Genomic DNA, 25611 nt, shown 5'->3' with positions numbered 1-25611 from the left:
GTCCGCGTAAGCCGGTCAGCCGTCAGACCGTTCCCTTGAGGCGCTGGTCCTGGAGCGTCGTCAGTTGCTGCACCGCGAGCAGCGCCATGATGCTCGTCACGATCAGCACGAACGAGAACAGCAGGTCGAACAGCACGATCCGGACCGCCGAGCCGATCGCCATGCCGACCTCCCAGTCCTCCGCGGTGGCGACGGCGAGCACCATGGTGGCGACCCAGCAGGCCCACCAGAAGTTCAGCACGCCCTTCCCGTACGACACGGGCCGCGGGCCGTAGCCGACGGGCGGGCGCCCGTGCTGCGGGAACGGGCTGCTGACGCGGAACAGGTCGTTGACGATCTGCATGGGGAACCAGAACTGCGCGATCGGGATGAACCAGGAGCCGATGGCCAGCCCGGAGGAGTAGCGCACCTGGCCGGGCGCGAACGCCTCGGCGTTCGTCCGCAGCCGGTAGAACCAGACCGACCACAGCACGGCGCAGACCGCGAAGAGGAGGAAGTTGCCGGCGGTGAAGTTCTCCATCTGGTCGAGGTGGCCTGCCATGTACCAGGTGCTGGCGCCGTCCTCGCTGAACAGGACCAGGAGGTTGATCTCCTTGATGACCTGGAGGCAGACGTACGCCGCGTACACGCCGAGCAGCACCTGGAGCGCCGTCGCGAGGGGCCGCACCGCGCGCGGGCGGCCCGGCAGCGGCGGGTGCGGGGTCTGCCAGCCGGTCTGGCCGTAGGGGGGAGCGGGAGCGCGGTAGGGCGCCGGGTGCGCGGTGGGCGCGGTGCCGTAGGCGGGGCGGTGCTGCTGGGGTGGCGTGTGCTGCTGGGGTGGCGTGTGCTGCTGCGGCGGGGTGTGCTGCGGGTGCGCCTGGGGCGGGGTGCCGTACGGCTGGTGCGGCCGGGGCTGCAGGCCGGTCTGCCCGTACGGGCCGGGGGCGGCGCCCGTGGGCGGCGGCCCGTACGCCGGGGCGCCCCCGGGCCCGCCGGTCGCGGTCTGCGGCGTCTCCGCGTCCAGCAGCTCCACCGCCCGCCGCGCCAGCAGCTCCAGCAGCGCCCCCGGCAGCCACGGCTTGAGCTGCGCCGCCTGCTCCGTCAGCGCCACCAGCTCCCCGACCTGCGGCCGCGCGTCCGGCTCCTTGGTGAGACAGCGCTCGATCAGCGTGCGCAGCTCCCCGCCGATGCCCGACAGGTCCGGCTCCTCCGCGGCGATCCGGAACATCAGCGCGTGCGCGCCGCTGTCGTCCGTACCGAACGGCATCCGCCCGGTCGCCGCGAACGCCAGCACCGTGCCCAGGCAGAACACGTCGCTCGCCGCCGTGACCCGCTCGCCGCGCACCTGCTCCGGCGACATGAAGCCGGGCGAGCCTATGACCGCGCCGGTACGGGTGAGCCCGTCGCCGGCCGCGGTGACCGAGTCCAGCGCGCGGGCGATGCCGAAGTCGATGACGCGCGGCCCGTCGATGGTGACCAGGATGTTGGACGGCTTGAGGTCGCGGTGCACGAGCCCGGCGGCGTGGATCGCCTGCAACGCGCGCGCCAGCCCGCCGGCGAGCGCGCGCACGGAGGCGTCGGGCAGCGGGCCGTGGTCCCTGGCGACGACCTCGTGCAGCGAGGGTCCTGCGACGTACCCGGTGGCGACCCACGGCGTCGCGGCGTGCGTGTCGGCGTCGAGCACGGGCGCGGTCCACTCGCCGCCGACCCGGCGCGCGGCGGTGATCTCCTGAGTGAAACGGCGCCGAAACTCCGGCGCGCGGGCCAACTCGGCCCTGACCAGCTTCACCGCGGCGGTCCTGCCGCGCTCGGAACGGGCGAGATAGACGCGTCCCATGCCGCCCTCGCCGAGCCGTCCGAGCAGTTGGTACGAGCCGACGCGGCGCGGATCGTCCGGTCCGAGGCTGTCCATGCTGCCCCCTTCCCCCTCGTCGGGCGAGCCTATTGTGTCGGGTCGGCGGGCGAGCCGTCCGCCCGCGTGTAGTGCCGGGTGCGCTGCTCGCCGCCGAGGAACTGGCGGTCCAGTACGGAGCCGTCGGCGGTGGCCTGCACCGCGGAGGAGTACCCGGGCACGCAGGGGCCGCCGAGCCGGCCCTCACCGGCGGCGGGGTCGTCCGGGTCTTCCGGGTCCGCGGGGTCCTCGGGGCCCGCGACCGAGGTGATCTCGGAGGGGCCGAGCAGCACGCGGTCGTCGCGCTGGTCGACGCCGACGAAGTCGGCCCTGGCCTGGCACGTGTTGCCGTCGTCGGTACGGGTCGTGAAGTGCACGGCGGCCTGCCCCGGCGCGGCCTGTACGACCCGCATCACCTGCGTACCGGAGCCCGCGGGGCGCTGCCAGCGGCCCAGCAACTCGCGCGGCACGCGGCGGTCGCGGGCCTCGACCTCCGTCAGCTCGGCGGTGCGGCCGTCGGCCGCGCGCCAGCGTAGGGCGCCGTCCGCGTACGTGAGCGTGTGCCCGCCGACCGCCGTGCACTCGCCGGCGGGGGCGGCCTCGACGACCGCGGTGTCGAAGCGCAGCGCCTTGCCGGCGGACGTCAGCTTGCCCTCGCTGGTGCACTGCGACTTGCCGGTGAGCACGATGCTCGTGGCCACGACCTCGCCCTTGCGGCCGGGGCGGATCGTGAACTGCCGGTAGGTGTCGGTGGGTTCGCCGTCGTGGAGCTGGGTGCCGTGCCAGGTGCCGAGGTACCGGGCGGGGACGTCGGAGCCGCTGGCGGCGGCGGTGTCGTCGTCGCGCAGGGCGGCGAGGGCGACGGGCACGGCGACGCCGACGGCGACGAGGAGGGCGACGGCGGCGAGGAGCCGGGCCCGGCGGGGGCGGCGGCGGGGGGGCGCCGTGGCCGCGGCGGGGGTGTCGTCGGCGGGGCCGGTCGCGGAGCCGTAGGCGGCGGAGGTCTCGTACGGACGGGTGGGGTCGGTGCGTAGCCGCGGTCCGGAGCCGGAGTTCTCCCCGTCCCCGCCCCTTCCCGAAACCCGGGGCTCCGCCCCGGGACCCCGAACCGCGGCCGGGGCGCCGGCGGCGGTGTGCCGGGCGGTGGCATCCTCGCTTCCCGCGGCGCGGGGCCACGCCCCGGCCGAGGCGGCAGCGGCGCCGCCACCCGCGCCCGGCCGCTCCGCGCCGGGCGCGCGGCCTGCGGTCGGTCCGTAGGCCGCCGCGGTCCCTGCCGAGTTGCTGCCGGCCCCGTCTGTCATCCGGGCGTCCGGGGCCCGATGCCGGGCGCCGGATTCCCGTCCCGCCGCGGCGCCTGCGCCGGGCGCGGCGTGGGTTGGTCCGCCCGCCGCACCGGTGCCCGCGCCGGGCGCGTGGCCCGCGGTCGGCCCGTGGGCCGCCGCGGTCCCTGCCGCGTAGCTGCCCGCCCCGTTCGTCGTCCCGGCGTCCGAAACCCGGCGCTGCCCGCCGGACTCCCTGTCCGCCGCCGACCCGTGGGCCCAGTCGGTCTCCGTCGCGTGCACGCCCGCACCGTCTGTCGCCTCGGCACCCCGAACTCGGCGCTCCTGGTCCGCCGGTTCGCCCGCGGCGACGTCGCCGTTCGGGCCGGCGCCCGCGAACCCGGCGCCCGCGAACCCGGCGCCCGCGAACCCGGCGCCCGCGCCCGCCGCCCCCGCACCCGGCGCCGCGCCGCCCCACGTCGGCGGCTCCTGGTCCGCCGGGGGCACCGTCCGTAGCGGGCTCGTGTCGCGGTCGCCCGCCGGAGGCGTGTCCGTGTCGAGCAGGCGGACCGCCTGGCGGCCCAGCTCGGCTATCAGAGGGGCCGGCAGCCAGGCCGCCTCCGGGGCCGGGGGGCCCGCCAGCCTGGCGAGTTGCTCCGTGCCGTGGCGCTCCGCCGGGAGCTTGGCCAGGCAGCCGGAGATGAGGCCGTGCAGCGCCGGGTCCGTCACCCCCGCCAGATCCGGCTCCTCCTGGACCACGCGGAACATCACCGCGTGCATCCCGGACGAGCTCGATCCGAACGGCGCCCGCCCGGTCGCCGCGTACGCCAGCAGCCCGCCCACGCAGAACACGTCGCTCGCCGCCGACACGTCCTCCCCGATGATCTGCTCCGGGGACATGAAGCTCGGCGAGCCGACGACGATGCCGGTGCGCGTCACCGTGCCGTCGGACAGCGAGTCCAGCGCGCGGGCGATGCCGAAGTCGATGACGCGCGGGCCCTCGATGGTGACCAGCACGTTCGACGGCTTGAGGTCGCGGTGCACGAGCCCGGCGGCGTGCACGTCGCGAAGCGCCGAGGCCAGCCCGTACGCGAGCGTGAACAGCGACTCCGGCGGCAGCGGCCCGTACCGTTCGACGACCTCTTGGAGCGTCGGGCCCGCGACGTACCCGGTGGCCACCCACGGGACCGGTGCCTCGGTGTCGGCGTCGAGCACGGGCGCCGTCCACTCGCCGCCGACGCGCGCCGCGGCCCGCACCTCGGTACGGAAGCGGGCGCGGAACTCCTCCTCGGCGGCCAGCTCCGGCTTGACCAGCTTGACGGCCACCGTCCTGCCGCCCGCGGTCCGGCCGAGGTAGACCCGGCCCATACCGCCGCTGCCGAGCCTGCCGAGCAGCCGGTACGCGCCGATCTGCTGCGGATCCTGCGGCGCCAGCGGTTCCACGCTCTCCATTCCCCTACCCCCGTGGTCTACCCCGAGAGCGTAGGCGGTGACCGGGCACGGGGATGAGGGGGGCGGCGATTGTCGTTGCGGGGCTGTCACACCATCGTCGTGGGGCGGTGATCTCGGCGCGGGGCGGATCGGCGGCACGCAGGGCGGCACGCAGGGCGGTGCGTAGGGCGGTGCGTAGGGCGGCACGCAGGGCGGTGCGCGGCTCCGCCTACGCCCGCTCCTCCGCCGCCTCCGCGTCCTCCGCCCGCAGCGCCTCCAGCGCCGCCGACAGCCGCCGCAGCGCCGTCAGCGTCTCCCCGAACCGCTCCTGGCCGCCCAGCCGGTGCGCCAGCCGCGCGGCGAACTCCGCGTGCGCAGGACCCAGCCGCGCCAACGCCCGCCGCCCCGCGGGCGTGGGCCGCAGGAGCTTGGCGCGGCGGTGCGCCGGGTTTGGTTCGTACGCCGCGAGCCCGCCCTCCACCAGCACGTCCGCGATCCGCTGCACGCTCTGCCTGGCCACCCCCATGCCGCGTGCGACACCGGCGACGGACAGCGGCTCGTGGCGGACCGCGTACAGCACCTGCCAGCGCGCCGCGGTCAGCCCGGCGGGGGCGGCCAGCCGGTCCCCGCGCGCGAGGAACTGGCCGCCGACGCGGAACGACGCGGTCGCGACGGCGTCGAGCAGCGCGGCGGCGCCGGGGCCGGCCGGGTCGCCCTCGTCCGCCACGCCCCCGCCGGTGCCCTCGCGCATGGTCCGCCGCCTTCCGCTCCGTCGCTTTTCGGCCGCTTACGCGCAGACCGCCAGGTGAAGGGTTTCCGCGGGCCCGGCGCCCGCACCGCCGCCGCGACAGCATGCTGTCAAAAGGACAGCGTGCTGTCGATCACCGTCGCCCGGTGCGCTTATCGTGTGGGGGCATCCCCCATCAGGAAGGCCCACCGCATGACCCCCGCAGGCGCCGTGGTCCGGCGCGAGACGCTGCGTGCGCAGATCGCCGACGCCCTGCGCGACGAGATCCTGGCCGGCCGGCTCGCGGCCGGGCAGCACATCACGGTCGGCGAGATAGCGGAGCAGTACGGGGTCTCCGCCACCCCCGTACGCGAGGCCCTGGTCGACCTGTCCGCCCAGGGGCTCCTCGACGTCGAGCAGCACCGCGGCTACCGCGTGCACGCCTTCACCCTCGCCGACTTCCGCGCCATGGCCGACGCCCGCACCGTCGTCGAGATGGGCGTCTTCCGCCTCGGCCCGCCGCGCACCGTCGACCCCCCGGCGCGTGCGCTGACCGCGATGCGCCGCCGCGGCGAGGAGGCCGAACGGGCCGCGAAGGCCGGGGATCTCGACGTGCTCGTCCACTACGACCTGCGCTTCTGGCGCGAGATCACCAGCCTGATCGGCAACGACTACCTCACCGAGTTCCTGGAGCGGGTACGGATCCACTGCTGGGTCTTCGCGGTGCCGTATCTGCGCGGGGAGAGCGAGAACTCCGTGCCCGGCACGTTCTGGCAGGGGCACATGCAGCTCGTCGAGGCCATCGAGCGGCGCGACCTGGCCGCCGCGGAGGAGCTCGTACGCACGTACAACCGGCACTCGCTCGAACTCATCGAACGGCTCGCGGGCGGCTGACGGCCCGATCCCGCGCGGCCCGTGGCCGAGACCCGGCGGAGGCGGGCGCGCTACCCGCTCGGGGGGTGCTGCCGGGCCGCGGTCAGCGGCTACGCTGAGCCGGACCGCGCAGTTAAGGAGCGTACCGCTTGGCCTGCGACCTGTGGCTGGTGCCCCTCGTCGACGTGCTGTGCCACAGCCCCGACAACCCCTTCGCCGAGGAGATCGCCGCCTACGACGCCGCGCTGGCGCAGGCGGGGCTGCCGCCGGTGCCCGTGCAGAGCTACATGCCGGGTCTCTCCGGGGATGTCGCCCCCGTCGCCGGCTTCGACTACGACGCGCTGCACTTCCTGCGCCGCGCGTATCTCCTGCAGTTGTGCGGTCTTGAGGTCACGCCGGTCGGCGAGCTGGGCGGGGACTACGAGCAGTTGCTGGAGATGTTCGAGTCCACGGCGCAGCAGTCGCACCTGGTCTGGCACTACGACCACGCCGGCGCGTACGTCCCCGTCGACTTCCCGCATCCGCTGGTGACGGAGGAGCTGCTGGCGGGCGGCGGGCCGCTGGGCTCGGCGCAGGGGCTCGTCCGCGAACTCGTCGCCGTCGGCCCGGCGATCGGCATCGACCCGGACAACCCGCCGCCCGCCCCGGCCCCGCCGCCGGGGCCGACGGAGCTGTCGGAGCCGGCGGCGACGGCGCCGGCGGAGGGCGGGGAGTTCGCGCAGGAGCGGCACGTGTGGCTGGGGCTGCACGCGGCGGCGACGCGGAGCCTGGCGCAGGGGTCGATGATCGTCTTCAGTTGACGGGCCGGGTGGCCGGGGGCCGGCTGGCCCCGTGGCCGGGTGACGGGCTACCGGCCCGGGGGTTCCGGGGGGCGTTGGCGGGGCATCGTGGGGCGCAGGCCCGCCGGGGGGAGCGGGGCGCGGGCCTGGGGCTGGGTCTCGGGGCAGCGGGCCCAGGCGAGCGACTGCGTGGCGAGCGCCGCGCGGCCTCCGCCGAACGCCACCATCCAGTCCGCCGTCTCGGCCCGTACCAGCTCGGTCACGTCCTCCGTGAAGCGCCGCAGCACCACCAGGCACCGCTCCGCCGCCTCGCTCGCCGTGCCCTCCGTCGGGCCCAGCACCTCCCGTACCGACTCCGCCGCCCAGTCGAACTGCAGCGCCTCCAGCCGCCGCTGCACCGCCTGCGCCGTCGCCACGTCGCGCATCCAGCCCGCCGTGAGCCCGAAGAAACGGTCGGCCGCCAGGCACGCCAGCGCCGCGAAGAGCGCCACGAACGCCCAGCCGGCGAACCGGTCCGGCAGCGTCTCCGTCAGGTCGAGCACCGGAAGCGCCGCGCCCGCCGCCGCGCACACCGCCGCCGAGGCGCGCAGCGCCCGCGCCGCGCGGCGCTTGACCCGGCGGGCGGCGAGGTACGCGTGCGCGGTGTGCAGCGCGCCCTCCTCCGCCCACAGGTACAGCTCGTCCAGCCGCTTGGCCGGGTCGCCCCAGTCGCCGAGCGGGAACGGCCGGGCGAGCAGCTCGCCGGGCTGCGCCAGGGTGCCGGTCGTCCGGGTCTCCTCCGAGTGGTTCATACGGGACTCCTCGTTCTCGAACTCGCCTGCTTCTTCTGCTCTCTGACCTCTGGGACCTGCGTGTTCCGTGTGGCGTGTGGGGCGGATGTGCCGTGTGATGACTGGGCAATCGGATGGTGCGCCCGCGGCGGCCTTCCTACCGCCGAACGAGGGGACACGAGCCGAAAAACGCGTTATTTACCCTCGTAAGGAGTGGTTGATCGGGTATGGGGGCGAACCGCCGTCACCCGGACCGGTGGCCTCCCGGCCGACCGCTAGGCTGACCCCGTGAAGGTCCTCGTCATCGGCGGCGGCGCCCGCGAACACGCCCTGTGCCGCGCCCTCTCCCTCGATCCCGACGTCCGCGAGCTCCACTGCGCGCCCGGCAACGCCGGCATCGCCGCCGTCGCCCGGCTGCACGCCGTCGACGTGCTCGACGGCGAAGCCGTCGCCGCGCTCGCCGCCGGCCTCGGCGCGGACCTCGTCGTCGTCGGCCCGGAGGCGCCCCTCGTCGCCGGTGTCGCCGACGCCGTACGGGCGCGGGGCATCGACTGCTTCGGACCGGGCGCCGAGGCGGCCCGGCTGGAGGGGTCGAAGGCGTTCGCGAAGGACGTGATGGCCGAGGCCGACGTGCCCACCGCCCGCGCCTACGTCTGCACCACCGCCGAGGAGGCCGACACGGCGCTCGACGCCTTCGGCCCGCCGTACGTCGTCAAGGACGACGGGCTCGCCGCCGGCAAGGGCGTCGTGGTCACCGAGGACGTCGAGGCGGCACGCGCGCACGCGCGCGCCTGCACCGCCGCCGGGCAGGTGGTGATCGAGGAGTTCCTCGACGGGCCCGAGGTGTCCCTCTTCGCGGTCACCGACGGCGAGAGCGTCGTGCCGCTGTCGCCCGCGCAGGACTTCAAGCGCGCGTACGACGGCGACGCCGGCCCGAACACCGGCGGCATGGGCGCGTACACGCCGCTGCCGTGGGCCGACCCGAAGCTCGTCGACGAGGTCGTCGAGACCGTCCTCCAGCCGACCGTCGACGAGATGCGCCGCCGCGGCACGCCCTTCGCCGGCCTGCTGTACGCGGGTCTCGCGCTGACCTCGCGCGGGGTACGGGTCGTGGAGTTCAACGCCCGCTTCGGCGACCCCGAGACCCAGGCCGTGCTCGCCCGGCTGCGCACCCCGCTCGCCGGGCTGCTGCGCGCCGCCGCGCAGGGCCGGCTCGCCGCGTTCCCGCCGCTGGTGTGGAGCGACGACGCGGCCGTCACGGTCGTCCTCGCCGCCCGGGACTACCCGGCGAAGCCGCGTACCGGCGACGTCATCACGGGTCTGGACGCGGTCGAGGCGCAGGACGCCCCGGACGCCTACGTGCTGCACGCCGGTACCGAGCTCGATGACTCCGGCCGCGTTCTCAGCGCCGGCGGCCGGGTGCTGTCCGTCACCGCCGTCGGCGCGGACCTCGCCGCCGCCCGCGACCGCGCCTACGAGGCGATTCGGCGGATCGGGCTGGAGGGTTCGCACTACCGCGGAGACATCGCCGCGCGCGCCGCGGAGGCCGCCGCCGACTGAAATTGCAGGGCATTCCGACCTTTGCCCAGGGCCATACCATCGGGTGACCGGGCCGCGGTCCTGCTGACGTGGCCACGCCCCGCAACTATGGTGCACCTGCCCGACGTACCGGCCGTCCGGTCGGTCGCGTCCGGGCGGTGGGGGCCTGAGCGGGCCAACTGGCCTACCGGCATTGCACTGGCGGTGGCCGGTGCGACAGTGGTGGAGTACGGCCGTTTCGCCTCGTTGCGGCCGTTGCCCTACCCGTCGGCGGTTGAGGGGGTGAGGTACGGACGTGTCCACGACCGGTACGGAGGCGGGTGCGCATGCCGCCCGCTCCCGCGCTCTGGCGGTCCTGCGCGTGCGGGGAGCGGCCCTCGGCGTCGTCCTGCTGCCGGCGGCTGCGGCCGTCGTGCTGCTGGCCGGCTCGGCGATGGGGCGGGTGGACGGGGTGCTCGCGGCGCTGGTGTGGCCCGTCGTCGCGCTCGCCGTCCTGGTGCCCGCACTGGCCGCCGCCGTCGCGCGGTCCATCTCCCGCGCGGAGCCCGCGGCCACGCTGACCGTCCCCGTCCCGCGCCGGGCCGCCCCCGACCTGTACCGCCTCGTCGGCGACCTCGCGGAGCGGCTGGGCGTGCCGGTGCCGGCGGCGGTGGCGCTGACGCCGGACTGCGACAGTTGGCTGGAGGACCCCGGCCCCGCGCCGACGGGGGTGCGGAGCTGGTTGCGGCGCCTGGCGGCGCGGGCGGGCCGGGCGCTGCGGCGCGGCGGGCGGGACGGCGCGGGCGGCTCGGGTTCGGGCTTCGGCGCCGCTGCCGGTTCCGGTACGGGCGCGGGCGGGCCGGGTGCGTACGGCGCGGGTGCCGGCGACGGGCACGGCGCGGCGCGCGGGCCCGCCGCGGAGAGCCACGCCGCCGCGGCGGCGGCCCGGCGGCAGGCGTCGGCCGAGGCGTCGTACGCGCCGAACTGGCGCGAGGTCGTCGAGCGCGCCACCGCCGACCCGGACGGCCCCGTGCTCGTCATCGGCTCGCCGTTCCTGTGGTGGATGCGCGTCGGCGAACTGCGCGCGGTCCTCGCCCCCGTCGTCGCCGGCACGGCGGCCTCGGCCCAGCCGGACATCGCCGCGGCGCGCCGCTTCGTACGGGCCCTGGACGCGGCGGCGGCGCTGCCGTCGCGCGCGGCGCCGGGAAGCGGCGAGACCCCGGGGACGTCCGAGTCGGGCCCGTACGCGACGGGCGCCGGGACGTACGACGCGGGCCAGGGGCCGTACGGGACGGGGCCGGGCGCGGCGCTCGGATTGCCCGGCACACCCGGCACACCCGGCCCGTACGCCACCGACTCGCCCCCGGCCCCCGGCCCCGCGCGCCCGGACCGCCGCGCCCGCGCGGCCCGCCTCTGGCAGCGGTTGACCGGCGGCGTCGCGCGGCTGCTGCTACGCGCCTGCGGCGACCACCCCGTCGAGATGGAGCGCGCCGTCGCCGCCGCGGCGGCCGAGCGCGCCCAGGCCGTGGACTACGGCCTGCGGATCGTCGCGCAGGAGCAGGTGGGGCTCGCGTACGCCGGCTGGGACCGGCTGCTGACCCGGGTCGCGCTGCCCGCCTGGCGCATGGGCCGCTGGCCCTCCCGGCTCAACGCCGGCGTGGTCTCCGCCCTCACCGAGCTGTCCCGCCGCGACCGCCTCGCCGAGGGCTTCGCCACCCGGCTCGGCGAGCGCCCGGCCTGTGACCTGCTGGAGGAGCCCGGCATGGTGGACGAGGCGGCGTCGCTGCTGGCCGCCGAGCTGTTCAGCGGCCCCGGCGGCGCGGCGGCCGGCGCCGTGGTCGGCGGCGAGCCGGCGGCGGGGTTCGCGGGGGTGAGCTGGGAGCAGTACCCCGACGAGGTCGTGGACCGCAAGTGGCGGCTGGAGGCCGCCCGGCTGCACGCCGTGCTCGACCGCCTCGAAGACTGCCCGGAGCCCGCCGGCCGCCCCGACCGCGGCACGCTCGCCCGCGTCGTGGACCGGCTCACCGCGGGCCCGGACGAGACCGACCGGATCGGCGCCGCCCTCACCCGCGCGCAGCAGGCCCCCGCCGGCGCCGCGGCGCCGCTGACGCCGCCCCGTACGGGCCGCGAACTCCTCGTGGACCACGTCCTCGCGATGGTCTGCTGCGCCGCCGTCGACACCGCGGGCGCCGCCCCCGGACTCGACTGGCTGGACGGCCCCGTGCTCCGCACCCGCCGCGGCGGCAGCCCGGCGGCGGCGGTCCGCACCCTGGTCGAGACCCGCGACGACAGCCAGTTGCGCTCCTGGCTGACGACCGCGGGGGTACGGGCCGAGAAGCCCGTTCTGCTGGTCTGACGTAGGCGTTCGGGAACCGCCGCCCTCGTACGGGCGTCATGTCGAACGAATGTCGGCGTTCCGTGAGGGACCGTTCGCGTTATGTGATGTCCCTGGACTCGCCGACCCGCGCGGGGGCGAGGGAGGGAATCGGCCCGTGGTTCACGACAGCATCCGGCGGTGGGAGTCCGGGGCGCTCGCGCACGCCGTCTCCGACCCGTTCGCGGCGGGGCCGCTGCCGTGGCTGCACGCCGGGGAGGAGTCCTTCGAGGACGGCCGCCTCGTCCCCTGGTACGTCGACGCCGCCACCACCGGCGACGGCGGCGTCCACCTCGCGAACGACGTACTCCAGCAGATCAAGGGCTTCGCCGCGCCCTCGTGCGCCGAGCCCGGCGAGTCCCTCGACTTCCGCGTCTCCGTCGACCCGCCGCAGGAGTTCGGCATCGACGTCTACCGCATCGGCCACTACGCCGGCGACGGCGCCGCGAAGATCACGAGCAGCCCGCGGCTCGCGGGCATCGTGCAGCCGCCGCCGCTGGCCGCCGGGCGCACGGTCTCCTGCCACCACTGGTGGCTGTCCTGGCGGCTGCAGATCCCGTCGCACTTCTCCCCGGGCGCGTACGTCGCGGTGCTCACCACCGCCGACGGCCACCGTTCGCACGCGCCGTTCACCGTACGCTCCACCGAACCCGCCGACCTGCTCCTGCTGCTGCCGGACGTCACGTGGCAGGCGTACAACCTCTACCCCGAGGACGGCCGTACGGGCGCCAGCCTCTACCACGCCTGGGACGGGGCGGGCCGCCTCCTCGGCGAGCCGGAGGCGGCGACGACGGTCTCCTTCGACCGCCCCTACGCGGGCGCCGGCCTGCCGCTGCACGCCGGCCACGCCTACGACTTCATCCGCTGGGCCGAACGCTACGGCTACGACCTGGCGTACGCGGACGCCCGCGACCTGCACGCGGGCCGGGTCGACCCGACGCGCTACCGCGGCATCGTCTTCCCCGGCCACGACGAGTACTGGTCGGTGCAGATGCGCCGGGCCGCGGAACGGGCCAGGGACGCGGGCACGTCGCTGGTGTTCCTCTCCGCCAACACCATGTACTGGCAGGTCGCCCTCGCCCCCTCCGCGGCCGGCGAGCCGGACCGCCTGCTGCGCTGCACGAAGCGCCAGGGCCCGGGCCGCCCGGCGCTCTGGCGCGACCAGGGCGCGCCGGAGCAGGAGATGCTGGGCGTCCAGTACGTGGGCCGGGTGCCGGAGCCGAGCCCGCTGGTCGTACGGAACGCGGACCACTGGCTCTGGGAGGCGACGGGCGCCCGCGAGGGCGACGAACTCCCCGGCCTGGTCGCGGGCGAGGCGGACCGTTACTTCCCGCGCGCCCCGCTCCCGAAGCACACCGCGCGCAAGCTGCTGGCCCACTCCCCGTACACGGACGGCCGCGGCATGCGGCGCTACCAGGAGACGTCGCTGTACGAGACGCCGGCGGGCGGACTGGTGTTCGCGGCGGGCACGTTCGCGTGGTCCCCGGCACTGGACCGGCCGGACCACGTGAACAGCGTGATCCAGCGCGCGACGGCGAACCTCCTGGACCGCATCTGCAAACGGGACTGACCGTCGTTCGTTCCCTTCGGGGGTGTGATCCGGCTACGCGAACGACGTACCGGAGGCGGGAACGGCCAGTTGCGCCCACACGCTGGTGCCGGCGAGTCTGCGCACCGCGCCCCACCGGTCCGCGAGCGCCTCGACCATGGCCAGCCCGCGGCCGGAGAGCGCGAGGTCGTCACTCGGGCCCTCCGGGTCACTCCGGCCCTCCCGGTCGCTCCGGCGATCGATCCAGCCCGCCCGGGACGGACCCTGGTCGATCACCCTGACCGTCAGCCGCCGCAGCTCCCGGCCGGTGAGCTGTACGGCCACGATGATCTGCGAACTGTTCGTGTGGACCAGTGCGTTGGTCGTCAGCTCACTGGCGACCACGAGGGTGTCCTGCGCCCGCGAGGCCGGGATCTGCCAGGCGACCAGCCAGGGCCGGATGATCCTCCGAGCACAGGCGGGGGTGCCCGGAGAGCGACCCGGCAGCACCACCCATGCCTGTCGCCCCCTGCCTACGGCCCGTAGGGGGCCGGGCGGTCATGCGCGATCAGCTCGCCCACCTGCTCAGCAGAGTCGAGTTGCCGAACGTCACCCTGCAGATCCACCCTTTGGACGCAAACGCGCACGCGGGCATGCTGGGGGCGTTCACCCTGCTGAACTTCGGCGACTCCGAACCGGTCGTGGGCTACGTCGAATCCCCTGCCGGGAACAACTTCCTGGAGCGCGACAGGCAGACTCGCATGCTTGTCCACACCTTCGACCGCTTGAGAGCGGGTGCTCTCGACCCCGGCGATTCCGCGGCGCTCCTGGCCGAACTCGCCGCAAAGGAGTAGATGACCATGACCCAAGCCACCCGACCCACACCCCCGGCCGTGAACTCCGACGACCTGACGTGGATAAAGGCGACGGCATCCGGCGAGAACGGCGCCTGCGTCGAACTCGCCCCGGCAGGCGACGGCTGGATCGCCCTGCGGGACAGCAAGAACCCCGACGTCCCCCCGCTGCTGTACACGCGCACCGAACTCGCCGCGTTCCTCGACGGCGCCAAGTGCGGCGAGTTCGACCACCTACTGACGTAACAGGCGACTCTCCCCCGACATCCGGGCCGGCGTGCTGCGGGTGGTGCTGTCACGGCTGCGTACCGAAGCCCTCGGTCATGCGCGCTGATCTTGGGCGGAGGGCATCCTCGGCGTACGGGACGGGCGAGGGGTGGATGGGGCTGTGGGCGTGGGTGGGCATGTGGGGCGGGGTCGGTGGCGGTGGATGCGTGCCCGGCTGCTGTGGGTGCCGTTCTGCGGGGTTGTGGCGGGTGGGATTGCGTGGGCGGTCGTACGGGTCGGGCTGGAGACTGCGGATCAGCTTTCCAGTGTGATCGGCGGGGTCGCCGGCCTGCTCGGTCTCGCCGTCTCGCTGCTCGCCCTGCGCTCTCCCGCTCCTGCCCTTCCACCCGCTGCGGGTGACGGTGGGGCGGGTGGGCGTTGGGTGCGGGAGGCCGCCGCTCACGCCTCCTGCCGCGCTCCTGCCGTCCCGGCCCCCGTCCGCGGCCGTGACAGTCAACTCGCCGACATCGAGCGTCTGGCGGCAGGCCGGAACGGCGGGCTTGTGGTGGTCTGCGGGACGGGCGGGCTGGGCAAGACCACCCTTGCCGCCCAAGCCGCCCGGCAGGCCGAGGCGCAGGGGCGGGCGGTGTTCTGGGTGCGCTGGCAGGATGATGCCGCCCGCCTTGCCCATGACCTCACCCGCGTCGTGAAGGAACTGGGACTCGCCGATTCCCGCCTTCAGGAGGCCCAGAGCGGTCAGGCCGCGCTCGTCGACGTGGTGTGGGAGCACCTGGCGGCGGTGCGGGGGTGGATGATCGTGATCGACAACGTCGACACCCCCCGCAGCCTCGGCCCCGGCAGCGAGCTGCCCGGTGCCTACCGGGGGTGGGTGCGCCCCGACGGCGGCGGACTCCTGCTGGTCACCACCCGTGACGGCGCGCGGGAGACCTGGGGGCCGAGAGCCCGCCTGGTCCCCCTCGAACCCCTGGCCGACGACCCCTCGGGCCGGGTGCTGCGTGACGCCGCACCCGGCGCCGGCACTGCGCAGGAGGCCGCCGCGCTCGGGCAACGGCTCGGCGGGCTGCCCCTCGCTCTGGAGACCGCGGGCCGCTACCTGGCCAACCCCACCAGCCGCTACCGCACCTTCACTGCCTACCGGCACGCCCTTGCCACCGAGTTCGGTGACCTCGTCGGCGCGGAACATCCGCAGGCCGCCGATGCGGACGTCGCCCGCACAGTGGTGCGACACACCTTCGACCTCTCCCTCACCCAACTCCACACCGACGGCTTTACCCTCGCCCGCCCCACCCTGTTCCTCCTCGCGCTCCTGGCGCCCGCACCCGTTCCTCGTGCTCTTCTCACCCCCGCCCTGCTCACCGACGCCACCGGACGCACCGCCACCGCAGCCGAACTCGACGCCGCCCTCGCCGCGCTCCACCAGTTCGGCCTGATCAACACCCCGGACCTGCTGCCGTCCGCTGGCGGCGGCGGGGAAGCCCTGGCGGTCGGGCAGGTCGTGCTGCACCCCGTGGTACACGACGTCATCGCGCTCACCGCTCCCCCCGGCACCGACCGCACCACCTGCTACACCGCCCTCGACACTCACCTCGCCCAAACGGTTCACGACACCGTCAGCGCGGGCCGCGCCGGGTGGCCCACCGCACGTCTCCTCGCCGCACACCTCCCACCCCTCCTCCACCGCACATCAGACGCCGACTTCACCACCCGCCACCTGCTCGACAGCCTCGCCCACACCCTCCACAACGCGGGTGCCGCAACTGAGGAACACCTCCTGCACCAGTGCGTCCTGGACACCGAGACCCACTACCTCGGCCCGGATCACCCCGACATCCTCGCCAGCCGCCACAACCTCGCCAACGCCCTGCGCAGGCTCGGCCGTCACCGGGAGGCCGCGGACCTCCATCAGCAGAACCTCACCGACCGCGAACGCATCCAGGGCCCGGATCACCCCGACACCCTCAGCGGCCGCAACAGCCTCGCTAGCGCCCTGGACGCGCTCGGCCGCTACGAGGAGGCCGCCGACCTGCACCAGCAGAGCCTCACCGACCGCGAACGCGTCCTGGGCCCGGATCACCCCGACACCCTCATCAGCCGCCACAACCTCGCCATCGCCCTGAACGCGCTCGGCCGTCACCAGGAGGCCGCCGAGCTCCATCAGCAGAGCCTCACCGACCGCGAACGCGTCCTGGGCCCGGATCACCCCGACACCCTCGCCAGCCGCCACAACCTCGCCAACGCCCTGAACGCGCTCGGCCGTCACCGGGAGGCCGCCGACCTGCACCAGCAGAGCCTCACCGACTCCGAACGCATTCTGGGCCCGGATCACCCCGACACCCTCATCAGCCGCAGCAATTTCGCCGCCGTCCTGAACGCGCTCGGCCGTCACCGGGAGGCCGCCGAGCTCCATCAGCAGAGCCTCACCGACCGCGAACGCATTCTGGGCCCGGATCACCCCGACACCCTCATCAGCCGCCACAACCTCGCCATCGCCCTGAACGCGCTCGGCCGTCACCAGGAGGCCGCCGAGCTCCATCAGCAGACCCTCACCGACTGCGAGCGCCTCCTGGGCCCGGACCACCCCCACACCCTCACCATCCGCAACAACCTCGCGGAGATACGGGCCGCAGCCGCGCGTACCCAACGGCGTCGATGGCCCTGGCAGCGCACCCGTCCCTGACCGGACCGCAGGCCACACCCAGAGCGCGGACCCAGCGGACCTGCCTTCCCTCAGCCGTGGCCCGCCTGATCATCTATATCCACGGGACCAGCCACGCGTAGTCGTCGGCCTCGCCGCGCTGCCAGCGGGGCGTACGGAGTGTTCTCGATCGGAGATCCGTAGTCGTCGATCAGCTCCAGGCGGAACGCGTCCCGCTCGAAGCTGTTGAACAACTCGACACGCTGCGCGGGAGAGATCAGGTCCACCGCCGGCCTCCAGCAGCGCCTCTCATCCCCGTCGTTCGTAGCCGTCCGGGCGGCTGGCGAGACCGCGGGCGGCTTCCGAGTTCGGCAGGTGCAGGTCCTCGGCGTCGGCGGGGAGCGCACCCCCGACCGGGTCCTCCGGCTCGCCGACCCACAGTTCCAGCGCCTCGCAGGCCGTGAACCCGGCGTCCCGGGCTTCCCTCAACCGCCGGTACCACCGTCCGCCGGCCTTGAAGCCGACCGCTCCCGTGCCGGCCCTGCCGACGTAGCCGGCGGCGTCCTCGGTCTCCGAGGCCCACACGTAGCCGATCACGCGGCCGTCCAGGACGACCGGCAGGCAGCGAACGGCCGTATCCGTGCAGGCCCGGTACTCGGTCTGCTCCAGGGTCCACGGGCTGAGCGGGCCGAAGTCTCCCGGCCGCCCCGTCGGTTCCCAGTAGTACTCGTCCACCGCCACCCTCCCGTCGATCGGGCAGGTTCTCAGTCTGCCGGGGCCGGGCGGACCAGGGGGAGGAAGACCTCGTCGACGATTTCGGCGATGGCCTCCGGGGTGATCGAGCCCCGTACGAGTATCTCGTTGCGCAGGAGGTCCAGCGGCAGGGCGATCCGTCGTTCGGTCAGCCGCGCCGGGTCGACCTCGCCGCGGGCCACCGCGCGGGCGACGAGTGTCGCCGTGGGGCCGCGGTGGACGTCGCTGAGGAGTTCGGAGCGGATCAGGCCGAGGAGTTCGGGGTCGCGGGCGCTTTCGGCGAGCAGGCCCCACAGCACGTCGGTGTCGACGGCGGCGAATCTGCCGGCGATCTGCCGGAGCAACTGGACGGTGTCCGACCGGAGGGTGCCCGTGTCGGGCAGGTCGTCCGCGGTCGGGACTCCGTGGACGATCGCGGCGAAGACGAGTTCGGCGCGGCTGGGCCAGCGCCGGTAGAGCACGGCCTTGCTCGTACGGGCGCGGGCGGCCACGTCCTTCACCGTCAAGGCCGCGTAGCCGACCTCGGCGAGTTCTTCCCACACCGCCTGCATGAGGGCCGTCTCAAGCGCCTTGCCGCGACGCCGGGTCGCGGGCGGCGGTTCGGTCATTCCCTCTCCTCAAGGTTCGCCGGGTTTCTTATTGTGCTCGCCCGTGGCCGGACTTTAAGATACTTCGAGTTTCTTATTGCACGTGTACGAGGAGATCCCGACATGACCATGCCGCGCGCCTTCCGCCGGATCGGCCGTACTGTCAACCCCGCCGTGCTCCCGCTCGCCCGCCGCATGCCGCCCCTCGCCGTGGTCGAACACGTCGGGCGCCGCAGCGCGAAGCGGTACCAGACGCCGGTGCAGGCGTTCCGTACGGAGACCGGCTGGGTCATCGCCCTGGCGTACGGCGCGGACGTCCACTGGATCCAGAACATGCTCGCGGCCGGCGGTGGCCATTTGGTCCGCCGCGGCCGGCGGTACACGCTCACCCGGCCCGCGCGCGTCCACGGCGACCCCGGGCGGCGGCTGCTGCCGCCCTGGGCGCGTGCGCTCATGGCGCTGGTCCGGGTCCGCGACTACGCCACCTTCACGGCTGCCGAACCCGAGCCTCCGGTCAAGCGGTCTTGACCGCTCCGCCGTCGATGACGTGGTCGGCGCCGGTCGTCGAGGCTGCCAGCGGGGAGGCGAGGTAGGTGACCAGGGTGGCGACCTCCTCCGGCTCCACGAGCCGGTCGGTGAGCATGCCCATCGCGGTGGGGAGCCCGGCCACGAGGTCGGCGTGGGGGATCCCCATGGACGCGGCCAGCTTCGCCCCGTAGCCGGTCGGGCTCTCCCACATCGCCGTACGGACCGGCCCGGGCGAGACGGTGTTCACCCGCACCCCCCGCGGGCCGAATTCGTGGACGAGCGCCTTGCCGAACGCGGTGAGCGCGGCTTTGGCCGTCGTGTACGGGACGGGTCCGCCGTGCGGGACGCGGGCGCCGATCGAGGACACGTTGACGATCGCGCCCCGCGCGGCCAGGAGAGCCGGGAGGGCGGCGCGGGTGACGCGGACGGTGGCGAAGAAGTTGAGGTCGGCCACCTCCGCCCACTGCTCGTCGGTCAGGTCGAGGAAGCCGCCGGTCAGGTCGCCGTCGCCGCCGCCGACGTTGTTCACCAGGATGTCGATGCCGCCCAGCTCGGCCACGGCCTCGTCGACGAGGCGGCCGGCGCCGGCGGGGTCTGACAGGTCGACCGCGACCGGCACGGCTCCGGTCGCCGTCAGGTCGGGGGTGGGGGTGCGGGCCGCCGCGACGACGCGGACGCCCTCGGCGGTCAGGGCTCGGACGACGGCCAGTCCGATTCCCCGGCCGGCGCCCGTGACCAGGGCTGTCTTGCCGTTCAGGTGCAGGTCCATGGAGATCCTCCGCTGCATTGGTGCGTCAGTGTCGATGCGTCAAAGCTATAACATGCGTCATCGATGTTGCAAATCATGGAGGAGCTGCCACATGGGCGTACGCTCAAGGGGGAACGAACACCGCTGGAAGGAAACCCGGACCCATGGCGATCCCCGCCTCCGCCAAGCCGCTGCGCGCCGACACCGAGCGGACCGTACGCGCGATCCTCGAAGCCGCCGAGCGGGTGCTGTCCGCGAACCCGGCCGCGACCATGGAGCAGATCGCCGAGGCCGCCGGGGTCGCGCGGACCACCGTCCACCGGCGGTTCGCCTCGCGCGACGCCCTGATCACCGCGCTGGCCGCGTGGGCGACCCGGCGGTTCCAGGAAGCGGTGGAGGCCGCCCGGCCGGAGACCGCCCCGCCCGCCGTCGCGCTCTACCAGGTCACCGCGAACGTGCTGCGCGTGAAGATCGGCTGGGGCTTCGCCATGGGCGCCATCGCCACCGACGACCCCGAGGTCGCCCGCGTCCACGCCGAGGTACTTGCCGGGTGCGAGCGGCTGTTCGCCCGCGCCCGGGACGCCGGCCTGCTCCGGCCGGACACCGACCTGGGCTGGGCGCGACGTGTCTACTACGCGCTCATCCACGAGGCGGCGGCCGAGGCGCCGGCCACCGACGCCGCCGTGGACGCGCTCGCCACGCGCCTCGTCGACACCCTGCTGCGGGGGTTCGGCGGGCCGGCCACCCCCTGAGCCGGCCCGGGGCGGAACCGTCCACTCTGAACTCGCGTCCGAAGAAGCCGAGTTCATTGCACAGACGAGAAGGACGTGGACGAGGGTATGGGCGCGAGCGCAAGGAATTGGGCGTTGCTGGGTACGGCGGCCGTGATGTTGGCCGCCGCGGGCTGCGGCGACGACGGCGGCGAGGGCGGCGATGCCGCCGACGGCGGGGCCGAGCTGGCGGAGCGGTGGCGGACCGAGAGCGTGGACCACCGGCCGGAGGACGTGTGGCTGCCGCCGATGTGGGTCGCCGGTGACGTGGTCGTCAGCATCACCACCAGCGGGGTCACCGGCCACGACGCCGCCACCGGCAAGGCCGCGTGGGAACTGCCCGCCCCGGAGGGCGCCGGCGCGCCGTGTGCCGCCTCGCCGACCGTCAACGGCAAGGGCGTCGGCGCCGTCCTGTTCGCCCCGGCCGGTGCGCAGGGCGGCGGGGACGCCTGCTCGGTGCTGGGGGTCGTCGACACCGCCAGCGGCGATCTGCTGTGGAGCAAGGATCTGACCGCCGGCGAGGACTCGTACCCCACCGCCGACGTCATGCCCGTCAGCATCGGCGAGGAGTCGGTCACGGTCGAGTTGCTCGAGGACGGCCTGCACCGCTTCTCGATCGACGGCGGGGAACTGCCCACCCCCGAGGTGACGGTGGGACAGGAGTGTGACGACTTCTACGTCGACTGGCGGCACAGCGCCGAGCACCTGGTCGCCGTCGTCGACTGCCCCGACCTGACCGGCGCCGAGAACTACATAGCCGCGTACGACTCCGGCAGCGGCGAAGAGCTGTGGAACGCGCCGGACTTCACCGACGAGGACCAGCCGGCCCGGGTCGAGATCCTCGCCGACGAGCCGCTGACCGTCGCGACGCAGGAGAAGCTGGTGTCGTTCGACGAGGACGGCAAGCCGCTGGCCGACCTGCCGCTCGACCGGCCCGACGGGTATCTGCACCTCGACCCGGGGGACTTCACCATCCAGGAGTCGGTGCTGGTGACCTCCTACGACGACGCCACCAACGACTACGTGGGCATCGACCTGGCCACGGGCAAGGAGCTGTGGAAGCAGGAGTTCGACTCTCCTCCCCACCCGCTGGCGGCCGGGAACGGGCCGGACGGGGAGCTGGTCGGGCTCCAGGACCGCGTGATCGAGGAGGAGAACGCCCTGTCCGAGCACCTGGCGCTGTGGAACGCGCGGAAGGGCGGCGAGCCGGCGACGAAGGGCGTGCTGCCCGAGGACACGGGCTCCCCCCAGGCGGTGGCCACCAGCCCCGACGACGGCACGCTGTACGTCCTGGCCGAGCCCGAGGTCGGCGGGGAAGCGCTGCGGATCGAGGCGTACGAGCGGTAGCGCGCCCGGGCCCGACGGTCATGCCGCCGCGGTTCGCGGCTCTCGGCGCTACGTCATCGCCGCCAGGGCCGCGGGGAGTTCGCGGCGGGACGTGACGCCCAGCTTCGGATACGCCTTGTACAGGTGGTACTCCACCGTCCGCGGGGAGAGGAAGAGCCGGGCCGCGATGTCGCGGCTGCTCGTGCCCTCCGCCGCGAGGCGGACGACCTGGAGTTCCTGCGGGGTCAGGCGGTCCGCCGGGTCCGGGGCGGTGGCGCGGGCCGTCGCCTGGGCGTCGCCCGCCGCGCGGAGCTCCGCGCGTGCGCGGTCCGACCAGGGGGCGGCGGCCAGCCCGTCGAAGAGCCCGAGCGCGGTGCGCAGGTGCGTACGGGCGTCCCCGCGGCGGCGTTCGCGGCGCAGGTGCTCGCCGAACAGCAGCTCCGTGCGGGCCCGTTCGAAGGGCCGGCCCCTCGGCTCCGCGTGCAGGCGTACCGCCTCCGCGTACGCGGTCTCCGCCGCGCCCGGCTCGGCGGCCAGCAGCGCCTCGTTGCGCAGCGCCACCGCCTGCGCCCACGGCTGCCCGCTCGCCGCCGCCCAGGCGTCGAAGCGGCGGGCCGGAGCCGCGGCCCGGTCCGGGGCACCGAGCCGGACGGCCGCCTCCACCTCGTCCGCCGTCGCGAACAGCAGCGCCGCGCTGTACCGCGCCGCGCCCGCGCCGGCCTCGGCCAGCCGGGTCAGCGCGGCCTCGTAGCGGCCGAGGCCCAGGTCGAGGAGGGCCAGGGCGGTGATGCCGTAGTTGCCGCCCGCGTTCATGCCGGGGGTCACGAGGGTCCGTACGCGCTCCTCGTCGCCCTCGATCGCCGGGACGCGCGCCAGCAGGTTGTGCAGCCGCCCGATGCGCACCGCGAGCCCGGTGTCGCGGGCGATGGCGGCGGCTTCGGTCACCGTGCGCTCCGCCTCGCGGTGGTCGCCCGCGTAGAGCTGCTGGCGCGCCAGCACGTGCAGCAGGTAGGGGAGCCGGCCGATGAGGCCGTCGCCGCGGGCGAAGTCGATCTCCTCGGTGATCACGGACAGTTGGACGTCGTCGGGGAGCAGGGAGCCGGACGACAGTGCCTGCAGGCGGGGCGGGGTGCCCACGGGGGCGTCGTCGAGCAGGTCGGTGACCGTCGGCAGCCCGCGCGCGAAGTCGCCGGCCGCCAGGTGCGCGAGTCCCCGCACCGCGCGGTCCGCCCGCCGGTCGTCGGCGCCGGCCGCGTCCCCGTACTCCTCCAGCAGGGCCGCCGCCCGGTGCAGCGCCGCGACGTCCCCGCCGAACCACGCGTACGTCGCCGCCGCACGCAGCATCTCCCGCCCGTACGTGCGCGAATCCCGCGCGTGCGCGAGGAGCAGCGCGCCGGCCTCCGCCGCGGCGTCCTTCTCGAAGAGCCAGAACGAGCGCACGTACGCCAGCTCCGCGCGCTGGTCCGGGTCCCGGGTCTGCTTGTACGCCTCCTCCGCCAGCTCCGCCGCCTGCTCCGCGTGCCCGGCCTGCTGCGCCGCCCACGCCGCCGCCGTCAGCCGCCGCACGCGCGGCGCCGCGTCCGGGGTGAGGCGGGCGGCTTCCGCGTACGTGTCCGCCGCCGCCGCCGGGCCGCCGCGGGCCAGCGCCCGCCGCCCGCACTCCTCCAGCTCGGCGGCGACCTCCTCGTCGGGCCCCGTCGCGGCCGACGCCATGTGCCGGGCCCGGCAGTCGGGGTCGCCGGAGGCGGCGGCCAGCGCCTCGTGCACGGCGAGTCGGCGGGCGAGCGGGGCGGCGGTGTAGGCGGCGGTACGGATCAGGGGGTGGCGGAACTCGACGAACTCACCCACCACGGCCACCAAGTCCCGCTGCTCCGCCGCGGCCAGGTCGGCGAGCCCGACGCCCATGCGCTCGGCGGCGGCGACCACGTACCGCAGGGTGCTGCGGGAGTCGGCGGCGGCGATGAGCAGGATCAGCCGGGTCGGCTCCGGCAGCTCCCGCACCCGGTCGCGGTACGCGGCGAGCACCCGGTCCGCGGCGGGCAACGGCTGCCCGGCGGCCTGCGGGCGGCCGGCGGCGGCCGGTCCCGAGGCGCCGAACTCGCGCAGCGCGAGCGGGTTGCCGAGGGACTCGGCCAGCACCCGGTTCCGTACCGCCGCGGGCACGTCGAGCCCGGCGAGCAGGGCCAGCGCGTCGTCGCGGCCGAGGCGGGAGAGCGCCGACTGCGGCAGCCCGGCGGCCGGGAAGCCGGCGTCCTCGCCCGGCTGCGCACCACGGGCGGCGAAGAGCAGGGCGACGCGCTCCACGCCCAGCCGGCGGGCGGCGAACAGCAGCGCGTCGGCGGACGGCTCGTCGATCCACTGGGCGTCGTCCACCAGGCACAGCACCGGCGCGTCCTCGGCGACCTCGGCGAGCAGCGACAGCACCGCGAGCCCGACGAGGAACCGGTCGTGCCCGTCGGCGGCGCCGGTGCCGACCGCGGCGCCCAGCGCGTCGGCCTGCGGCTGCGGCAGCCCGGCGGCGCGGTCGAGCACGGGGCGCAGCAGTTGGTGCAGCGCCGCGAACGCAAGCCCCCGCTCGGCCTCCCAGCCCACCGCGCGCAGCACGGTGAAGCCGCGCCGGTGGGCCTCGCCCTCGGCGTACGCGAGCAGCGACGACTTGCCGATGCCGGCCTCGCCGCGGAGCACGAGGCTCTGCCCGCGTCCGTCCGCGGCGGCGCCGATCAGCGTGTCGAGTGCGGCGAGCTCCTTCTGACGCCCGTACAAAGTCATCCAGTCACACTCTCCGTGGGGCGGGTCGGCGGCACGGTTCACGTATCCCAGTACCGAAGCGCTACGGATCCGGCGGGCATTCCCCCGTATCTAGCGTCGAAGACATGATGAACGAGATCTTCGCACCCGTACGGATCGGCCGCCTCGACCTCCCGAACCGGCTCGCGATGGCCCCGATGACCCGCTCCCGGGCCACCGCGGACGGCGGCCTGGTGTCCGAGCTGACCGCCGAGTACTACGCCCAGCGGGCCACGGCGGCGCTGATCGTCAGCGAGGGCACCCAGCCCAGCGTGCGCGCCCAGGGCTATATCCAGACGCCCGGCATCCACACCGCCGCGCAGATCGACGCCTGGCGGAAGGTGACCGACCGGGTGCACGCCGCGGACGGGCGGATCTTCCTCCAGCTCCTGCACTCCGGCCGCGTCGGCCACCCCTACCTCTACCCGGACGGCGGGCTGCCGGAGGCGCCGTCGGCCCTCGTCTCCGGGGAGTCGCTGTTCACCCTCGACCGGGGGATGCTGCCGCATCCCGTGCCGCGCGAGCTGACCGCCGACGACATCGGCGAGATCGTCCGGGACTTCGCGGCCGGCGCGCGCAACGCGATCGAGGCGGGCTTCGACGGCGTTGAGCTGCACGGCGCCAACGGCTACCTCATCCACCAGTTCCTCTCCGGCAACTCCAACCACCGCACCGACGCCTACGGCGGCCCGGTGGAGAACCGCGTGCGCTTCGCCGTCGAGTCCGTACGGGCGGTGAGCGAGGCCATCGGCGCGGACCGTACCGCGCTGCGCATCTCGCCCGGCAACGAGGCCAACGGCGTGGCCGAGACCGACACGGCCGAGCTGTACGCGGCGCTGCTCGCGGCGCTGGCCCCGTACCCGCTGGCCTATCTGCACACCCTGGAGGCCCACCCGGGGCTGCGCGGCGTGACCGAGCAGGTACGGCGCGGGTGGGCGGGCCCGCTGATGCTGAACTCCGCGCACCACGGCGGCGGCGACCCGGTCGCGGACGCGGCGGAGCTGGTCGCCGCGGGCACCGCGGACCTGGTGGCCCTCGGGGCGCGCTGGCTGGCCAACCCCGACCTGCTCGACCGGGCCCGGGCCGGCGGTCCGTACAACGAGGCCGACGAGGCGACGTACTACGGCGGCGACCACCGCGGGTACACGGACTACCCCTCGCTCACGCCCCTGGCCCCGGCCCCCGCCTCCGCCGCCGGCTGAGGGGGCCGCCTGGCCGGGGTGCCGGTGCGGCGATGCGAGACAATTCGACTGTCGCATCGGCAGA

22 protein-coding genes are annotated in these 25611 nt (G+C 75.0%); 12 read left to right on the top strand and 10 right to left on the bottom strand.

What is annotated here, in order from left to right:
• Positions 1–22: 22 nt before the first annotated feature.
• The 3 genes from O7599_RS17985 to O7599_RS17975 form a co-directional block, all read right to left on the bottom strand.
• Entirely contained in the window at positions 23–1891 is a 1869-nt protein-coding gene (locus tag O7599_RS17985) for a DUF4328 domain-containing protein (protein ID WP_281623172.1), read from the bottom strand.
• 29 nt (positions 1892–1920) lie between these two features.
• Positions 1921–4581 (bottom strand): serine/threonine-protein kinase, encoded by a 2661-nt coding sequence (locus tag O7599_RS17980; RefSeq protein WP_281623171.1) that lies wholly within the window; start codon positions 4579–4581, stop codon positions 1921–1923.
• A gap of 208 nt (positions 4582–4789) precedes the next feature.
• Positions 4790–5311 (bottom strand): MarR family winged helix-turn-helix transcriptional regulator, encoded by a 522-nt coding sequence (locus O7599_RS17975; RefSeq protein ID WP_281623170.1) that lies wholly within the window; start codon positions 5309–5311, stop codon positions 4790–4792.
• A 189-nt stretch (positions 5312–5500) separates the two neighbouring features.
• Between O7599_RS17975 and O7599_RS17970 the strand changes: the two genes are divergently transcribed.
• Positions 5501–6181, top strand: a complete 681-nt coding sequence (locus O7599_RS17970) for a GntR family transcriptional regulator (RefSeq protein ID WP_281623169.1) — start codon at positions 5501–5503, stop codon at positions 6179–6181.
• Between the two features lie 128 nt (positions 6182–6309).
• A complete protein-coding gene (locus O7599_RS17965) occupies positions 6310–6960 on the top strand; it encodes a hypothetical protein (protein ID WP_281623168.1) in 651 nt (216 codons plus the stop codon).
• A gap of 47 nt (positions 6961–7007) precedes the next feature.
• Here the strand turns inward: O7599_RS17965 and O7599_RS17960 are convergent, their stop codons facing one another.
• Positions 7008–7730: an SLATT domain-containing protein gene (locus O7599_RS17960; protein WP_281623167.1), complete on the bottom strand. Its 723-nt coding sequence runs from the start codon at positions 7728–7730 to the stop codon at positions 7008–7010.
• Positions 7731–7997: 267 nt separating this feature from the next.
• On the opposite strand from O7599_RS17960, the gene purD reads away from it, so the two are divergent.
• From purD to O7599_RS17945, 3 genes are all read left to right on the top strand, one after another.
• Entirely contained in the window at positions 7998–9269 is a 1272-nt protein-coding gene (gene purD, locus O7599_RS17955; RefSeq protein ID WP_281623166.1) for a phosphoribosylamine--glycine ligase, read from the top strand.
• A 274-nt stretch (positions 9270–9543) separates the two neighbouring features.
• Positions 9544–11583 (top strand): hypothetical protein, encoded by a 2040-nt coding sequence (locus tag O7599_RS17950; RefSeq protein WP_281623165.1) that lies wholly within the window; start codon positions 9544–9546, stop codon positions 11581–11583.
• 136 nt (positions 11584–11719) lie between these two features.
• On the top strand, positions 11720–13171 hold the full coding sequence (locus O7599_RS17945) for a N,N-dimethylformamidase beta subunit family domain-containing protein (protein ID WP_281623164.1): 1452 nt from the start codon (positions 11720–11722) through the stop codon (positions 13169–13171).
• A gap of 33 nt (positions 13172–13204) precedes the next feature.
• Here O7599_RS17945 and O7599_RS17940 read toward each other — a convergent pair whose 3' ends face one another.
• Positions 13205–13639, bottom strand: a complete 435-nt coding sequence (locus O7599_RS17940; RefSeq protein WP_281623163.1) for an ATP-binding protein — start codon at positions 13637–13639, stop codon at positions 13205–13207.
• 5 nt (positions 13640–13644) lie between these two features.
• Between O7599_RS17940 and O7599_RS17935 the strand changes: the two genes are divergently transcribed.
• From O7599_RS17935 to fxsT, 3 genes are all read left to right on the top strand, one after another.
• Positions 13645–13983, top strand: coding sequence for a DUF5753 domain-containing protein (locus O7599_RS17935; protein ID WP_281623162.1), 339 nt, complete (start codon positions 13645–13647; stop codon positions 13981–13983).
• A gap of 6 nt (positions 13984–13989) precedes the next feature.
• A complete protein-coding gene (locus tag O7599_RS17930; RefSeq protein WP_281623161.1) occupies positions 13990–14229 on the top strand; it encodes a DUF397 domain-containing protein in 240 nt (79 codons plus the stop codon).
• A gap of 184 nt (positions 14230–14413) precedes the next feature.
• Positions 14414–16888, top strand: a complete 2475-nt coding sequence (gene fxsT / locus O7599_RS17925) for an FxSxx-COOH system tetratricopeptide repeat protein (protein ID WP_281623160.1) — start codon at positions 14414–14416, stop codon at positions 16886–16888.
• A 50-nt stretch (positions 16889–16938) separates the two neighbouring features.
• Here fxsT and O7599_RS17920 read toward each other — a convergent pair whose 3' ends face one another.
• The 3 genes from O7599_RS17920 to O7599_RS17910 are packed head-to-tail and all read right to left on the bottom strand — an operon-like array spanning position 16939 to position 18207.
• On the bottom strand, positions 16939–17133 hold the full coding sequence (locus O7599_RS17920) for a hypothetical protein (RefSeq protein ID WP_281623159.1): 195 nt from the start codon (positions 17131–17133) through the stop codon (positions 16939–16941).
• A gap of 22 nt (positions 17134–17155) precedes the next feature.
• Positions 17156–17581: a hypothetical protein gene (locus O7599_RS17915; RefSeq protein ID WP_281623158.1), complete on the bottom strand. Its 426-nt coding sequence runs from the start codon at positions 17579–17581 to the stop codon at positions 17156–17158.
• Positions 17582–17610: 29 nt separating this feature from the next.
• Positions 17611–18207 carry a TetR/AcrR family transcriptional regulator gene (locus tag O7599_RS17910; RefSeq protein ID WP_281623157.1) on the bottom strand — a complete coding sequence of 199 codons (597 nt, stop codon included), beginning with the start codon at positions 18205–18207 and terminating at the stop codon, positions 17611–17613.
• Between the two features lie 102 nt (positions 18208–18309).
• Here O7599_RS17910 and O7599_RS17905 point away from each other — a divergent pair, with 102 nt between their 5' ends.
• Positions 18310–18714, top strand: a complete 405-nt coding sequence (locus O7599_RS17905) for a nitroreductase family deazaflavin-dependent oxidoreductase (RefSeq protein ID WP_281623156.1) — start codon at positions 18310–18312, stop codon at positions 18712–18714.
• Here O7599_RS17905 and O7599_RS17900 read toward each other — a convergent pair.
• A complete protein-coding gene (locus O7599_RS17900) occupies positions 18701–19483 on the bottom strand; it encodes an SDR family oxidoreductase (protein WP_281623155.1) in 783 nt (260 codons plus the stop codon). The genes O7599_RS17905 and O7599_RS17900 overlap by 14 nt on opposite strands.
• A 143-nt stretch (positions 19484–19626) precedes the next feature.
• On the opposite strand from O7599_RS17900, the gene O7599_RS17895 reads away from it, so the two are divergent.
• Entirely contained in the window at positions 19627–20214 is a 588-nt protein-coding gene (locus O7599_RS17895; protein ID WP_281623154.1) for a TetR/AcrR family transcriptional regulator, read from the top strand.
• A gap of 114 nt (positions 20215–20328) precedes the next feature.
• A complete protein-coding gene (locus tag O7599_RS17890) occupies positions 20329–21579 on the top strand; it encodes a PQQ-binding-like beta-propeller repeat protein (protein ID WP_281623153.1) in 1251 nt (416 codons plus the stop codon).
• Between the two features lie 48 nt (positions 21580–21627).
• Here O7599_RS17890 and O7599_RS17885 read toward each other — a convergent pair whose 3' ends face one another.
• Positions 21628–24327 carry a LuxR family transcriptional regulator gene (locus O7599_RS17885; protein ID WP_281623152.1) on the bottom strand — a complete coding sequence of 900 codons (2700 nt, stop codon included), beginning with the start codon at positions 24325–24327 and terminating at the stop codon, positions 21628–21630.
• A 104-nt stretch (positions 24328–24431) separates the two neighbouring features.
• Here O7599_RS17885 and O7599_RS17880 point away from each other — a divergent pair, with 104 nt between their 5' ends.
• Positions 24432–25547 (top strand): alkene reductase, encoded by a 1116-nt coding sequence (locus O7599_RS17880; RefSeq protein WP_281623151.1) that lies wholly within the window; start codon positions 24432–24434, stop codon positions 25545–25547.
• Positions 25548–25611 lie beyond the last annotated feature (64 nt).

The organism is Streptomyces sp. WMMC500, from assembly GCF_027497195.1.
In the GTDB taxonomy this organism is placed as follows: domain Bacteria; phylum Actinomycetota; class Actinomycetes; order Streptomycetales; family Streptomycetaceae; genus Streptomyces.
This window is presented reverse-complemented; position numbering and strand designations above follow the sequence as displayed.